Consider the following 13,109-nt stretch of genomic DNA (forward strand, 5'->3'; position numbering starts at 1 on the left):
ACCATAGACTTACCTGTTGTCTATCAGGTGTCTTATCTCGTCAACAGAGAACGGCGGCGAGCGTCGGTGGGCGACTGCATGGCAGTTTGGGCACAGGGGAACGAGATCTTTCGCCGGATCAATCAAGTATCCTGCCCCAAGTTGTGAAACAGGAGTCACGTGGTGAATTTCAATAAAGCCCTGCGCGACACCCCCATAGACACTTCCCATCTCGATACCACAGGCGAGACATGAAGTTCCATGTATCGCAATCGCCGCTGCGCGATTACGTCGGTCACGCTCAAATCGGTTAGCCTGAACGGTTGTTAACGCTCCCTCTGGATAGCCACGCATTTCTTCATCAGATGACCCAGCTTCCTCAAGAGGCAAAATCGCGGTTACAGCAGCGGCAAAACGTCCTGTCCATCGGCAGACAATATCTGCATCAGCCTCTCCATCTTCAACGCCAAGCTCCAGCTGCCCCTTGCTCAAATGGAGTGCAAAGCGGCTCCAAGGTTGCCCCCAGGGCTCATCACTCGTGAGATGATAGGGCTTACCATTTATCCGATAATCTATTTCGGCGCCCCGAGCCTCGCAGTCAGCCAGAATGGAGCGGAACGCGGATCGACCAATCTCATCCGCATGCGACATCCGCTCCAGCAACTCTCCAGCAAACTTACCCGGCTGAAAGCCGATACGGATACGTCGCCAGTCAAGCGCTGCGCGAATACAGAAAGCGTGATCCCTGGAGACGTCGCGAGGCCAAAGTTCGAACCAGGACTGCTTTTCCTGATCGACCCCACTAGCCGCCTCAAAGGCCAGACCTGTCTCCAGGGAAACAGACTGTTCGAGATCCCTTGCTTTAAGGTGCATCACTGTTATCGTCCGTGTCAGGTTCCGGCAACCCCTCTACCAGCTTACGAAGGATTCGAGTCACCTCGTAACGCATGTCCCTGAATGCCTCAGCAGTCTTATCTGTCGTCGCGCTGAGTTCTGCAGAGCAGATTGCCCAGATTAATGAGTCCATACCCTGAATGGTGACGCTACTGTTCAGGTTGGGGACATACACTTTGTGGTAATAAGGATGCTGAGTATTGATTCGAACAGCCTTATGTTGTTCGATCATGGCCGGCTCGAAAAGAAGTCCGTCGGCTACATCCTCAGCAGGCTGAACATAGACCTCACCAGGTTTCGATGCCGAACTGATCTTGAGGATCGTTTTAAATGTGCCTTGTCCGTTCGTTACGGTCACCTCGCCCGTATCCGGGTTAGTCACATTTACCCGGGCACCCCCAATTTCAGCTTCTTTATTTCGTATCGAGTTGTTGGAAGCGTCATGCGCATCCTTAGATCTTTTAGAGATCTCTTTCTTTTTCCCTTGACGATAACGACGATCAGCCTCTCGACGGGGCGCTGTCAAAAACTGATCCTTGAGCCAGCCCCACAAATCCTCATTAAGGATGATCTGGGACTTCTTGATATCGAGATGAAATGCGTCATCTAGTTTGTGGTCGAACGAGAACTCAACCCGAAGCAAGGTTCCATGGGGCTCCTTTTGATACATGCCAAGCCAGTCCGCCGCATGGATCAATCGTTCTTCCCTGTATATGTACAAACCCTGCATTCCGGACGAAAGCTTGGCAGCCTTGGCCTGTTCGTCGTCAGGGAACTCTTCGCGGCGAGGCAGTATGTAGGCCCTCACCTGAAATCCGGCTCCAGAGCCCTCGACACGCGGTGAGTCCTCGGCAACCAGTTCAGACAGGCCTTTCTGGAATGGGTCCCAGGCTAGAACAGGCTTACCATTCAGCCTGATTTCGACGTCGCGCGCACGCTTGTCATTAACGTCGAGAAAACGCTGATAGATCATTGCAAGGTGCTCTCTGAGCTCGCCACAGCGTTTATCCAGGGCTTTACGAGCAGGAGCTCCAGTGGGGTCTTGATAATTTTTTAGTAACCGATCAACCTTGTCCCAGAGCACTACTGTACCGGAGCTCCCGGGAGCCACGTCGTCCAGCTTCTCCAAGCCCTCGCTGTCAACCTCTTCCGTCATCTGAAGCAGCCATTGGCGATTGTCGATGACGTGGTCAAGATCCCATGTAGCCATCAGGGCAACAGCCCCGCCAGAGGGGCGTGAAATCAAAGAGAGGCGACGGCAGAAAGCAGTTGAAGCCGTCTTCAAGCCAAGCCCGAACTTACCGAGACTCGCTGGATCTGGACGTCTTGGAGATCCGTACTGCATCGCCTGGACAAGCCCCTTCTTGTCCATGCCAATACCGTTGTCCGAAATCAGAAGCCGGATGTTACCGCGAAAGTCTCTAGCCACCTGAATATCAACTTTGGTGGCTTCCGCAGCTATCGAGTTATCTACGAGGTCGGCAACGGCTGTTTCAAAGTTATATCCAGTGTCTCGCAGACCTTCCATTGTCCTTCCGGGATCTGGGATAGAGACAATGCTCTCGATATCAGACATATTTACTCCTTATAGATCAATAACTTTCCAGCCAGACCCAAGCTGCAGAACAGTTCCACCTTCTGCCTGCTCAGCAACTGGAACTCCATATGCACGCCGATACGAGATAGCGTGACTGCCATCTAATAACCGTTTGAGTATCACCTCGTCGCCGGTCTTTAATCCCGCCTCGCGAATGTACTTCGTCATGCGAGTCAGCCGGTATTCGTCTCGGGTACCACCGAACAGTTTGTTATTGTAGTAAATGAACGCAAACTCCCAATGACGCCCTTCATCATCTTCAAAATGAAGGTGGGCTCTCGGGTTATGCTGACTTCGGTCAAGCCTAGGGAAAAAAGAAAGGATTTCTTCTTTTCGAGGGATTAAAAGGCCCGCCTGATGGCCGCCAGTCTCTCCCGTATCGTTTGCGCTCAATACCTTGACGATTTTATGTTGAGCCATAGCTATTCGGTCCTCCGAGCCAAGGGAGAGCGCTCCAGAGCGCCGAGTATGTCTGCATAGTCTTCGTCCTGCCCTCCACTCCCGATAATCGCAGCTTCGGCAATATGCCTTTTGCGCTTCAACCGCTCAGCTATGACCTCCTCGACTGTTCCCGCGTAGATGAGGCTTCTGACCGTCACGGGCAATTGCTGTCCCCGCCGATAAGCACGTGCCGACGCCTGATCCTCCAATGCCGGATTCCACTCGGGGTTGTAATGAATAACGTGGTTCGCCGCAGTTATGTTCAATCCCGAACCTCCAGCGCGAGGATTGAGCACCAAGACTGCCGGACCGACATGGGCAGAGAAACCGTCAATCAATCCCTGCCTTTCATCTATTGCAAGGCGGCCATCAAGGGTTGCGGCAAGCACCTGAAATCGTGCAGCGGCCATTTCGCGAATCAGGTCTGCAATTTTTGTATAGGACGTAAACACGAGGGCCTTTTCCCCTCGCGAGAAAATCTCCTCAAATAGCTCCTTCAACCGTTCAAACTTTGAAAACGAAAGATTAATGTCACTGCCGTACCCTTCGATTGCGCCGGGATGTGCACAGAATTGTCTTAATTTACCCAACGAGACGAGATTGGCAGCAGCACCATACTCTTGAAAGATCTCTTGGCGCACGACCTCATAGGCGGTAGCTTCGTGTTCGCTCATTTCAAGAAATTCGGGAATGTCTATCCGCTGGGGCAAGTCTGTTGCTACGTCAGCAACCCTTCGCCTTAACATGAGGGGCGAAATAAGAGGCTCCAGACTCGCAGCTGCGTCCAAATCGTCTGAATAGCGTGCTTCGAATTCTTCAAGGTCCCCGAGGTATCCCGGCACTACGAAATCCATAATCGACCACAGATCAAGCAACCGGTTCTCAACAGGAGTACCAGTAACTGCCAGACCTACCCGGCGATTTATTTCTTTTACTGACTTGGTGCGCAGTGCCTTCGGGTTCCTGATGTTCTGAGCTTCATCAAGAATGACGACATTCCACTCGATCATCTTGAGGAGAGACAGATCTCTGGTGACAGTATCGTAGGAAGTAACAACCACATCGACCCCCTGCAGGTCTGCAGGACGACCAGTGCGAGATGAACCCTGATGCTTGTATGTCGTAAGATCCGGAGAGAATTTTGCTATCTCGCGCACCCAGTTTTCGAGCAGCGATCCGGGAGCAATAACCAGGGCTGCACCCGCGGCACCATTCCCACCCGGGTCACGCAAGGCACTTATGATCTGCAGGGTCTTGCCCAAGCCCATCTCATCAGCCAGCAGGCCACCAAGCTGTTCGCGGATTATAAAACCTAACCAGCGCCAGCCATCGCACTGATAAGGATATAGCTGAGCTCGAATGCTCTCTGGTCCGATAGCCCTCTCAGGCTCTGAGAGAAGATACTTGAGCGCATCCCTGCCCAACTCATCAACGACGGGGCCGCCCTCACTGGCGATTTTTTTTAGGTGCAGGATTCCTCTCAGGGTTGGCGGCATGCCACCATCATCTGTGTACCCAACCTCCCTCATCAAGTCGATAACGCCCTCAGCGGCACCGGGAGCGGCTGGGTACCATGTCCCGTCATGTACCACATGCCCTCTTTCCAGCGCCCTGTTAGAAATAGGGAAGCTGGCTCCTATATGGGTCTGCGCGATCGTGCTTAGGGTTGGTTTACCAGTAATTTCATCGGCAGATATGCGAAGCTTCAGAACAATTGGATAACGAGAAAAGCTGAGCTCCTGCGCTGCTCCAGTTTTACCCGGAATCAGATCCTGCCAAACTGCCCCCCCCTCCAACACAGATTGATAGACCTCCTCCGCGCTGGCCGGGATGCGATTTTCGCCCTCGGCAATCTCCAGAACATCTCCACGGAGAATCCAGATCTTCATATTAAGCTTGCTCCTGCGACTTCCTGTATCAGGACAACTCAGACCAACTCCAGCCCTTCTTCAAAACAGAGCTCTGCATATTTGCCACCGACGGCATCACGATGCTCTGACTCAAGCTCAGACGGGTTCAGTGAATCATTAAGGTAAGAGACGACGCTGCCTTGTTCATCCACTTGCACTTGATGGGAGCGCTCAGCCTCCATGCGTTGAGTGTAGATGGATTCAGCTGTTTTTATGGCAGAGTCTCGTTCCTGTCCATGGACCACCATTTGAACTGCAGCTTCATAAAGCACCATTGCACGCTCGTATTCAGCATCGTTGGATTCATTCCCCAAACTCATGATTCCACCACCCCAAACCTTCGTTAGTCATCGTGGCTACTGAGACAAGCCACACGTCCCGAAAGGTTACACAAAGCAGGCTAATTGAGAAAGCAAAGACGGTGATTTGACAGGTAGATCCCGAAGATAACCATAATCGATGCTAGTCGACTGCAGATACTATGGTGGAAGTCAGGAGACGAGAACATGAGGGTACTAAGAATAGAGGAAGTCAGAGCAAAAACCGGCCTCGCAAAATCAACTATCTATAAATACGCTGACAGAGGCATATTCCCAAGACCAATACCGCTGGGAGGACGGGCCGTCGGATGGATAGACTCCGAAGTCCACGAATGGCTGCAGGAAAAACAGGTTGACCGGGATATGACTCATGGCGCTCGCCGAGGCTGGGGCACGCAGCTGACTCGAGATTTTAAGTAGGCTTCACTGCCCCCCAACAAATTGCACACTCAAGATCGTTCTTCCCGAGCGTGGCCCGCATCCGCAGTGAAAATGCGCTTGGGGCCATCGGTCGTCTTCACAAAATGAAATCAAAACTTTACTGTATAAATATCCATAAAACCCTTGCCACCCGCAATATCCTGGGCTAACCTAAGACACAATGTCAAAATAATTCCCGCCGCAAGGATCGACACATGAACGAATTTGCATTCCTCAGGGAGCAGGCTGGCTACACGATAGAAAGACTCGCTGCTGATTTGCAGATCAGCGCACGCACAATCTATCGGTACGAGAACGGCGAAGTGGCGCCCAAGAAAATTTATATTGACCGTCTGAAAGACATGGCCCAAAGACGATATGGTGACTCCAACACTCCGTCTTTCCGATTCATTGATCTCTTTGCGGGAATCGGTGGGCTGAGACGTGGTTTTGATGCTATTGGCGGCAAATGCGTATTCACCAGCGAATGGAACAAATACTCTCAACAGACTTACCTTGCCAACTTCGCCTGTGATCACGACATAGCAGGTGACATTACCAAGGTCATGGCGGCGGACATTCCCGAGCACGATGTGATGCTCGCTGGATTTCCATGTCAGCCGTTCAGCCTTGCGGGCGTCTCGAAGAAGAATTCCATGGGCCGGGATCATGGCTTCAGGTGCGAAGCCCAGGGAACTCTATTTTTCGATGTCGCGAGAATTATCGAGCATCATCGCCCGCAGGCGTTTCTCCTGGAGAACGTCAAGAACCTTGTTAACCATGACAGAGGCAAGACCTTCCGAGTAATTCACGAAACTTTAACAAAGGAACTCGGATACAACGTTGCCTACAAGGTAATTGATGGAAAATCGTGGGTCCCCCAGCATCGAGAACGCATTTTCATTGTTGGATTCAGGGATCACGGCAACTTTTCTTTTGACGATATGGCAATCCCAGATGTAAAGGATGGCCCTAAGCTGGACAGTATTCTGCACAAAGAGGATGGGTCTGAGCCGCTGAACGACACTAACTCCAAGTATCTTGACGATTACGGACGAGTGCTCGACAAGTACACCCTGTCGGACAAGCTATGGGCTTATCTACAAGCATATGCTGAAAAACACCGCCAGAAGGGAAATGGTTTCGGCTGCAGCGTCGTGGGCCCCAATGATACCGCGAGGACACTCTCGGCTCGGTACCACAAAGATGGCTCTGAGATTCTGATTGATCGAGGAATCGGACTGAACCCCCGTAGACTCACACCTCGTGAGTGCGCCCGGTTGATGGGTTTCGACAGCCCCGGGCGCAGTGGGATGGTAATCCCGGTATCCGATACTCAGGCTTACCGTCAGTTTGGGAATGCTGTGGTCGTCCCAGCCGTGGAGGCAATCGCACGCCACATGGCGCCCCACATTGCCATGTCAAAGGCAGAAGACATCATGCAACAAGACCTCTTTAACGTTGCCTGACATCGTTGACAGGAAAACCCGAAGCCGGATGATGTCCGGCATTCGGGGCAGGAACACCAAGCCTGAAATGCTTATCAGGTCCGCCTTGCATGGCAGAGGATTTCGATTTCGTCTGCCACCCCAAAAAAAGAAAAATCAGCTCCCCGGTAATCCAGACATCAAGCTCCCCAAGCATAACGCTGTCATTTTTATCAATGGATGTTTCTGGCATGGCCACAACTGTCATCTTTTTAAATGGCCCTCTACTCGCGAGGATTTCTGGCGCCAGAAAATTGAAGGGAACATTGCACGGGACAGACAGGCCATTCAGACACTGTCAGAACAGGGTTGGAGAATACTTATCATCTGGGAGTGCTCCATTAGAGGACGTACACGCTTTGACTTCAATGAGTTAATCGCTATCGTTACCGAATGGCTGATTTCTGACGATAGTCTTTTGAGCATTGAGGGAGAAGGCGAAAATGGAGATAACAGTCTCTGAGTGGATGGATGAAACTTTTGGACCGGGCATCGTGTGGTTTGTCAAAAGGCTTTCAGGCAACGACACACTTGCGAACGAGTCCCACCAGGCTGGGCCGTACATTCCCAAGGAGTTCCTGTTCGGCCTTTTTCCGGAAATCCATCGACCAGAGGCAATAAATCCCGATACTGAAGTTAGCTTGGCAATTGAGAGTGACGCTGATTATCGAGACATCCGTGTAGTCTGGTACAACAGTAAAGTTCGGAATGCAGGAACGCGAAACGAAACAAGGTTCACCAGACTGGGCGGCATGGCGTCAACACTACTCGATCCGGAATCGACCGGCGCCTTGACCGTATTTGCCTTCCACTTGAGGCCTGACGGTACAGCGGAACACATCTCGGTTTGGGTTTGCCGCAGCGAAATAGAAGAAGATCTGGTCGAGGAGGTCATAGGACCTATCAATCCCGGACAATGGCGAATCTGGTCGGCCACCTCGGTAACTGATGCGGATGAATTAATCCGACAGGATTGCTGGCTTTGTCAGGAGGACATACCTGACGAGTGGAAGCAGTCGTTTCCCTCCGGTGCCGAAATTGTTGAAAAGGCGGTTTCGATGCGACGCGGTGATCAACTGGATGTGGATGAGCGCCTCACTACGAGACGGGTGTGCGAATTCGAGATTTTCAGAAGCATCGAAGAAGCCTTCGAGCTTGAGAGAATTAAACAGGGATATAACTCCATAGATCTTTTTGTCCAGCATGCCCAGACCATCCTCCAACGCAGACGTTCTCGGGCCGGCCGATCCCTTGAACTTCATTTGAAGGCAATCTTTGAGGAAGAAAATCTCGTTGAAGACACGGATTTCAGCTATCAGCCAGAGACTGAGAACGGGAACACTCCAGACTTCCTGTTCCCCAGTTTGAATGCCTACAGAGACAGTCAATTCAACGAGGGCCGCCTGAAGATGCTTGCGGTAAAGACTACTTGTAAAGACCGATGGCGGCAGGTGCTAAATGAGGCTCAGCGAATAAATAAAAAGCATCTTTTCACCCTCCAGGAAGGCGTCTCCAAGAAACAGTTCCACCAAATGCAGGAGGCAGGCCTGACACTTGTCGTACCAAAGGGCATTTTCAAAGCTTTTCACAAAGACATTCGTCCTCATCTGATGAGCCTTGAGAGTTTTCTCGGAGATGTGCGGCTGCTGAAATTATGAATTCAACCTACCGACAACTGCTGGTCGAACATCAGAAAGATCTCACGTCACAGCTCAATTATCTCATGTCCCTGAAAGCGTCCCGCGTGGAAGGGATGATCATTGAACATGAAGCGGAATCGGCGTTCTTCAATTCGTCGCTGCAGAAGCATGGGTGGCGCAAATTCACTTCTAGAGTGCTTTTTTGTGGTGGCCGTATCGATGGTTCATATCGGCAATGGTTTTCAGTTGTCTTTGACGAATCAGCTGACAGTAGTGACTGCAAGCTGGTCCAACAGGCACTTGCAAAGTCTGGTTATCCGGTGCGATTACTGGATGTGCGTGGAGAGAATCCAATTTACCGGCACGATATCCATGGGTCTAAGCTGACCAACCCCGCCACTCTATTTTTTTCTGAGACCGAGCCGGCCGATGAGTCGGTTCTGGATGAAGCTAAAGTGAAGAGCGTCTTCTGGGGATACGCGATCCACAACCCCGATCTGGTTAATCGCTTTGTCTCCGACACAATTCTCAAAGACCACTATGTTTCTGAAGGGCACTCTCGAAATGGCAAACCGAACGTGTTCATTTCCGACGTTGACGCATTGCTGATCGGGCCAGAAGACAAAGTGGCGATAATCGAAATCAAGCATAAGCACAAGAGCAATGATGCCATGATCGGTTTAAATAATGCGCCCAGCAAGATGGCCTTGGCTCTTGTTGAGAACCAAATGCAGTTTGTCTATCTGTTCCTGGAGAAGCCCCACCGGGACCTGAAAAGCACCATGTATCTGTATTTTGATCGAGAAAATCGTCAGCAGGCGAGATGGCTGGCCTGCGGCTTACAAGTGGAAGACCTGAATGGCCAGACCAAGGATGCGCCTGCTCACACAGCAATTGGCGGTAGACAGGGCGTTAGCTATGTTCCAATTCCTTACAACAGATTTAACCCACTTGGAAACAACTACGAGCATAGCTCAAAATTACAGGCACCTTTCGTTGATCTATTGATGAGGTCAGGCAAAAAATAAAGGAGCAGCGGCGATTAACAATAGAATAGACAAAAAACCGGCAGCAGCCTGCCGGTTAAGAGTAGAGTCCTTGAATCACGCTAGAGCTTTGACATCACCGCCTTGGCAGTAGGAACAGCCTCTCTGGACTCCGCGAGATCAGCGTAATCCCGAAACTGGTCATCGAGGGTGTCTTTCAATGCCCGCTCCATAAAATATTCTAACCCTCCTCCATCTCGCATGTATGGAAAGTGAATATCTGGATGATCGTCAAGTTTCAGGGTTACACCTCCTCCATGATAATAAATCATATCCTCACTCAAGATCCATTTGAATACTTCTGTTGCGGATTCTATGCCCACCACACGAGACTTGCTTTCAATTTGTTGCTTATATTCAGCTATCTCTTTCTCATTATTTTCAATAGTAGATTTTTCGAGATCGACTTTTTCATCGAGGCACTCGCGGAGCTTGGCAACTTTATCCTCAGAATAACCGCTAGAGGAAATTCCACAGTCATAGGGTGAGAAACGATACCGAACAAACATAAAGCTTTCGAGACGGTCAGTATCTTTGAATTGTTTTATCGCCTCTGACGTAATGCTCGGAGCCTCATCGAGCTGGGCCTTTATCCATTTAATCTCTTTCTCCAGCTCCTGAACTCGATATCCCAATGAACGCGAAAGCGCCTGATCGACTTCATCCTTAGTTTGTGAAAAATATTCACTTACACCTCTAATATCACAACGATACTCAACAATTACTCGTCCACGACTATCCTCATATTCTTCCCATGAATGGTCAGAACAAATAGACCGTCCATCAAGTGCCTGCGCAACTGTGTAGGTATCATCGACAATAAATGCACTCTCTTTGACGAGATCTATATTTGAGCTTCCACAACCAGCGACGAGAAGGCACAGCCCAAGCAATACCGAAATCTTCATTTTCATAGCAATAATCCATAATAAATTATATTTGTCTGAGAATTCGCCCCACCCCTTTTTTAGGGTCGAACCTCAGCCGGCAAATAACAAAGTCCAATTTCCTCTTGTTGAGAATGAATGGGCTCGATACTTCAGAGCTGATCGTATCGAAATGGGTAGTATATGCCGTGGAGTGATTAACCTCAAAAACTCATATTCGAGCCAACTAAATGGGGCTGAATATGAGCGAAAAGTTAAACACTGCTCTTGGTAGGCGGCTTGTGGAAATTCGGAAAGCGAAAGGGTTCACGCAGGAACAGCTGGCGTACACTTCCGGCATTGACAGAAGCTATGTGGGCAAGATCGAGCGAGGCCAGGTAAACCTGACCATAAAGAAGCTCTACATCATTGCCCACTGCCTTGGCTGTCGCCCTTGCGAGCTGTTACCGGATATTGATCAGCCCGGTGCCGATTGCTGACGTGGGAGGTTCGTTTTGCCTCTTCCGCCAGCAAGCTCGCGCTGAATCGCTCGCAGATGGCTCTGGGGGCTATTATCAGAACCGCTGGTCTCAGGCTTGGCGGCATCAGAGCTGAAAAACTCCTCAATAACGTCACCCGATTCCTCTCCCAGTTCTTCAAACAGACTGTTACCAAATCCACTTTCTGCGGATCGCTCCAGCGCCGCCTGGTCATAGCCGGCTTCCTGAAACTGGTGTGATTTGTCCCGGGCATGAGTGATTGCTTCTATCAGGCTCATACCGTCCCGGACAACCAGATCCACGTAGTACACCGGGGTTCCATGGCTCTGCCGAGTGCTCTTGCCCCGAAGCCTCAGCTCCAACGGCATGAACGCCAATAGACCACCAGAGACTGCCTGGTAGTAGCTCAGCCTGGCCGCAAGCGTTCGGATGCTGTTGTAGCCGGTTGTGCGGAAAATAAAGGTACCGAGGTCATCGTCATCCCCTACCTTCACATTCAGGCGTCCATAGGGCTTACACAGGCCGCCTTTGCCGAACTCACACAGCGTCGGACCCGGGCATGGCAAAGACTGTACACCCGATTGCGTCAGGCGCTGACAGGTGTCGCCATTACCCACACACATGGGGCGTCCACTTTTTCGGTCAAACATGGTGTATTCAGCCCGGAGATTGAGGTCCGCATCGTTGAACAGCATCCGCACCGGTATGGTCCGCAGCTTGCTGCCTGGGGATTGCTTCCGCAGTTCCTCGTCGAGTGGATGAGGAACCCATCCGTCTTTCTCCTGGACCTGTGACGTGATGGTGAACTGGTCGTCTTTCTGGGGCAGCCGGATTCCGTTCTTCTCGATTACCCGACCGATACTGATACGCCCCAGCACCGGAGGCGTAATGGCCAAACCTTTGATCATGATGACTCTCCTGAAAAAAGGGCCACGAGGCGCTTTTTACGCCAGCGTGGCCAATGGGGTATTCATGCCTGGATGAGGAATCGCCGGCTACCCGGCTTTTTCAGTGGGTATTGATCCAGAAGCTCTGGTTGATCCTTCAGCAGTTGCTTCACGTTGAGCCCGATGGAGTCCTTGCTGCGCTTCCAACTGACGATGCCGTTGGGGAACGTTGCTTTTGAGGCTTCGCCCATCTGGCTTTCGATTCGCTGTTTCAGAAGGGACTCAGTGGCAATGAGGGCTTCCATTTCCTTACGGATGGCCAGCAGCTCGTCAAACGTGTCGGACAGCTCCCTGCTTTGGCTGAAATCCAGGGCCTCTCCTCTGTCTACCGGATACAAATGGCGCAAGGCACGTTCAGCGGAGTCGGTCCCATCGACTGGTGGTGGGGTATCTGTCTCCACGAAATCCCAGAACTGGCGCTCCAGCACGTAAAGCGCCCCGATGAGCTCCTCGTTCCGTTCAATGCGGTAGATCTTCAACTCCTGGCCACACAGCAGAACGCACACATCCGCAGCCTGTTTGCCGGTGACAGCCAGTTGGTGCTGAACCTGGCACTGGATGTAATCCGGCACGCCCTCTTTCCAGAGACGAGACCCGAACTCCCCTGCCGTTTTGCACTCCAGGATCTGCACATCGTCATCGGCCACCACGGAATAATCGAGGTTGGCCAACATCCAGTGCTTGTCAGGATCGGAGTGCTGTAGCACTGCATTAACCCGTCGAACCTTTCGGCCTGTTTGTTGGCTGTACTGCTCAGCCACAATCGGTTCCAGGATATGGCCCCAGTAGACTGGCGAGGTGGGATCATTCGAGTCCGGTTTCGGCAACCCGCCATCTCTGCCGGTCTTCACCATCCAGAGCTCCAGTTGGGATTGATAAGGGTTCATACCCACGGCTGCAGCAGCATCACTGCTACCAATGCCCTGCTTCCGTACCCTCAGCCATTCATCCCGGCTGAGGCCCTTGGTGGAGACCAGGCGCAATGCCGGTCGCTGTTTCTGAATGGTGTTTGCACTCATGCTCATGGTGTTTTCCTCCAGACATAAAAAAGCCCACCAGAGC

At 51.4% G+C, this 13,109-nt stretch carries 14 protein-coding genes; 6 read left to right on the top strand and 8 right to left on the bottom strand.

Features of this window, described 5'->3' with window-relative positions:
- Positions 1–9: 9 nt before the first annotated feature.
- From msub_RS12760 to msub_RS12780, 5 genes are read right to left on the bottom strand one after another with little or no spacing between them, the layout of a single operon-like run.
- Positions 10–852, bottom strand: coding sequence for an HNH endonuclease (locus tag msub_RS12760; RefSeq protein WP_048496368.1), 843 nt, complete (start codon positions 850–852; stop codon positions 10–12).
- Positions 842–2,449: an ATP-binding protein gene (locus tag msub_RS12765; RefSeq protein WP_048496369.1), complete on the bottom strand. Its 1,608-nt coding sequence runs from the start codon at positions 2,447–2,449 to the stop codon at positions 842–844. Before msub_RS12765 ends, msub_RS12760 begins: the two co-directional genes overlap by 11 nt.
- 9 nt (positions 2,450–2,458) lie before the next feature.
- The gene (locus msub_RS12770; RefSeq protein WP_048496370.1) at positions 2,459–2,890 is read right to left on the bottom strand and encodes an EcoRII N-terminal effector-binding domain-containing protein; all 432 of its coding nucleotides are present in this window, start codon (positions 2,888–2,890) and stop codon (positions 2,459–2,461) included.
- 2 nt (positions 2,891–2,892) lie between these two features.
- Positions 2,893–4,800, bottom strand: coding sequence for a DEAD/DEAH box helicase (locus msub_RS12775; RefSeq protein ID WP_048496371.1), 1,908 nt, complete (start codon positions 4,798–4,800; stop codon positions 2,893–2,895).
- Between the two features lie 38 nt (positions 4,801–4,838).
- Entirely contained in the window at positions 4,839–5,141 is a 303-nt protein-coding gene (locus msub_RS12780) for a hypothetical protein (RefSeq protein ID WP_048496372.1), read from the bottom strand.
- Between the two features lie 186 nt (positions 5,142–5,327).
- Here msub_RS12780 and msub_RS12785 point away from each other — a divergent pair, with 186 nt between their 5' ends.
- The 5 genes from msub_RS12785 to msub_RS12805 all read left to right on the top strand — a co-directional run bounded on the left by msub_RS12785 (position 5,328) and on the right by msub_RS12805 (position 9,716).
- Entirely contained in the window at positions 5,328–5,561 is a 234-nt protein-coding gene (locus msub_RS12785; protein ID WP_048496373.1) for a helix-turn-helix transcriptional regulator, read from the top strand.
- Positions 5,562–5,776: 215 nt separating this feature from the next.
- On the top strand, positions 5,777–7,030 hold the full coding sequence (dcm, locus tag msub_RS12790; RefSeq protein ID WP_048496374.1) for a DNA (cytosine-5-)-methyltransferase: 1,254 nt from the start codon (positions 5,777–5,779) through the stop codon (positions 7,028–7,030).
- A gap of 31 nt (positions 7,031–7,061) precedes the next feature.
- Complete coding sequence (locus msub_RS12795; RefSeq protein WP_264750653.1) at positions 7,062–7,511, top strand: very short patch repair endonuclease; 450 nt, start codon at positions 7,062–7,064, stop codon at positions 7,509–7,511.
- Positions 7,492–8,706: a type II restriction endonuclease gene (locus tag msub_RS12800; RefSeq protein ID WP_048496376.1), complete on the top strand. Its 1,215-nt coding sequence runs from the start codon at positions 7,492–7,494 to the stop codon at positions 8,704–8,706. Before msub_RS12795 ends, msub_RS12800 begins: the two co-directional genes overlap by 20 nt.
- Positions 8,703–9,716 (top strand): hypothetical protein, encoded by a 1,014-nt coding sequence (locus tag msub_RS12805; RefSeq protein WP_048496377.1) that lies wholly within the window; start codon positions 8,703–8,705, stop codon positions 9,714–9,716. Before msub_RS12800 ends, msub_RS12805 begins: the two co-directional genes overlap by 4 nt.
- An 80-nt stretch (positions 9,717–9,796) precedes the next feature.
- Here msub_RS12805 and msub_RS12810 read toward each other — a convergent pair whose 3' ends face one another.
- A complete protein-coding gene (locus msub_RS12810; RefSeq protein ID WP_048496378.1) occupies positions 9,797–10,648 on the bottom strand; it encodes a hypothetical protein in 852 nt (283 codons plus the stop codon).
- A 215-nt stretch (positions 10,649–10,863) separates the two neighbouring features.
- Between msub_RS12810 and msub_RS12815 the strand changes: the two genes are divergently transcribed.
- A complete protein-coding gene (locus msub_RS12815) occupies positions 10,864–11,100 on the top strand; it encodes a helix-turn-helix domain-containing protein (protein WP_048496379.1) in 237 nt (78 codons plus the stop codon).
- Here the strand turns inward: msub_RS12815 and msub_RS12820 are convergent.
- Both msub_RS12820 and msub_RS12825 read right to left on the bottom strand, forming a co-directional pair.
- Positions 11,079–12,008 (bottom strand): recombination directionality factor, encoded by a 930-nt coding sequence (locus msub_RS12820; protein ID WP_048496380.1) that lies wholly within the window; start codon positions 12,006–12,008, stop codon positions 11,079–11,081. The genes msub_RS12815 and msub_RS12820 overlap by 22 nt on opposite strands.
- Positions 12,009–12,070: 62 nt before the next feature.
- Positions 12,071–13,066, bottom strand: a complete 996-nt coding sequence (locus msub_RS12825; protein ID WP_227506807.1) for a YqaJ viral recombinase family nuclease — start codon at positions 13,064–13,066, stop codon at positions 12,071–12,073.
- Positions 13,067–13,109: the final 43 nt, after the last annotated feature.

Origin of the sequence: Marinobacter subterrani, assembly GCF_001045555.1 — a bacterium.
Taxonomy (GTDB): domain Bacteria; phylum Pseudomonadota; class Gammaproteobacteria; order Pseudomonadales; family Oleiphilaceae; genus Marinobacter; species Marinobacter subterrani.

Bases quoted from the DNA above. Each gene is read 5' to 3' on its own strand.
- msub_RS12770 (WP_048496370.1), bottom strand. From the start codon at position 2,890: ATGGCTCAACATAAAATCGTCAAGGTATTGAGCGCAAACGATACGGGA.
- msub_RS12765 (WP_048496369.1), bottom strand. From the start codon at position 2,449: ATGTCTGATATCGAGAGCATTGTCTCTATCCCAGATCCCGGAAGGACA.
- msub_RS12795 (WP_264750653.1), top strand. From the start codon at position 7,062: ATGTCCGGCATTCGGGGCAGGAACACCAAGCCTGAAATGCTTATCAGG.
- msub_RS12805 (WP_048496377.1), top strand. From the start codon at position 8,703: ATGAATTCAACCTACCGACAACTGCTGGTCGAACATCAGAAAGATCTC.
- msub_RS12800 (WP_048496376.1), top strand. From the start codon at position 7,492: ATGGAGATAACAGTCTCTGAGTGGATGGATGAAACTTTTGGACCGGGC.
- msub_RS12815 (WP_048496379.1), top strand. From the start codon at position 10,864: ATGAGCGAAAAGTTAAACACTGCTCTTGGTAGGCGGCTTGTGGAAATT.
- msub_RS12775 (WP_048496371.1), bottom strand. From the start codon at position 4,800: ATGAAGATCTGGATTCTCCGTGGAGATGTTCTGGAGATTGCCGAGGGC.
- msub_RS12780 (WP_048496372.1), bottom strand. From the start codon at position 5,141: ATGAGTTTGGGGAATGAATCCAACGATGCTGAATACGAGCGTGCAATG.
- msub_RS12785 (WP_048496373.1), top strand. From the start codon at position 5,328: ATGAGGGTACTAAGAATAGAGGAAGTCAGAGCAAAAACCGGCCTCGCA.
- dcm (WP_048496374.1), top strand. From the start codon at position 5,777: ATGAACGAATTTGCATTCCTCAGGGAGCAGGCTGGCTACACGATAGAA.
- msub_RS12820 (WP_048496380.1), bottom strand. From the start codon at position 12,008: ATGATCAAAGGTTTGGCCATTACGCCTCCGGTGCTGGGGCGTATCAGT.
- msub_RS12760 (WP_048496368.1), bottom strand. From the start codon at position 852: ATGCACCTTAAAGCAAGGGATCTCGAACAGTCTGTTTCCCTGGAGACA.
- msub_RS12825 (WP_227506807.1), bottom strand. From the start codon at position 13,066: ATGAGTGCAAACACCATTCAGAAACAGCGACCGGCATTGCGCCTGGTC.
- msub_RS12810 (WP_048496378.1), bottom strand. From the start codon at position 10,648: ATGAAAATGAAGATTTCGGTATTGCTTGGGCTGTGCCTTCTCGTCGCT.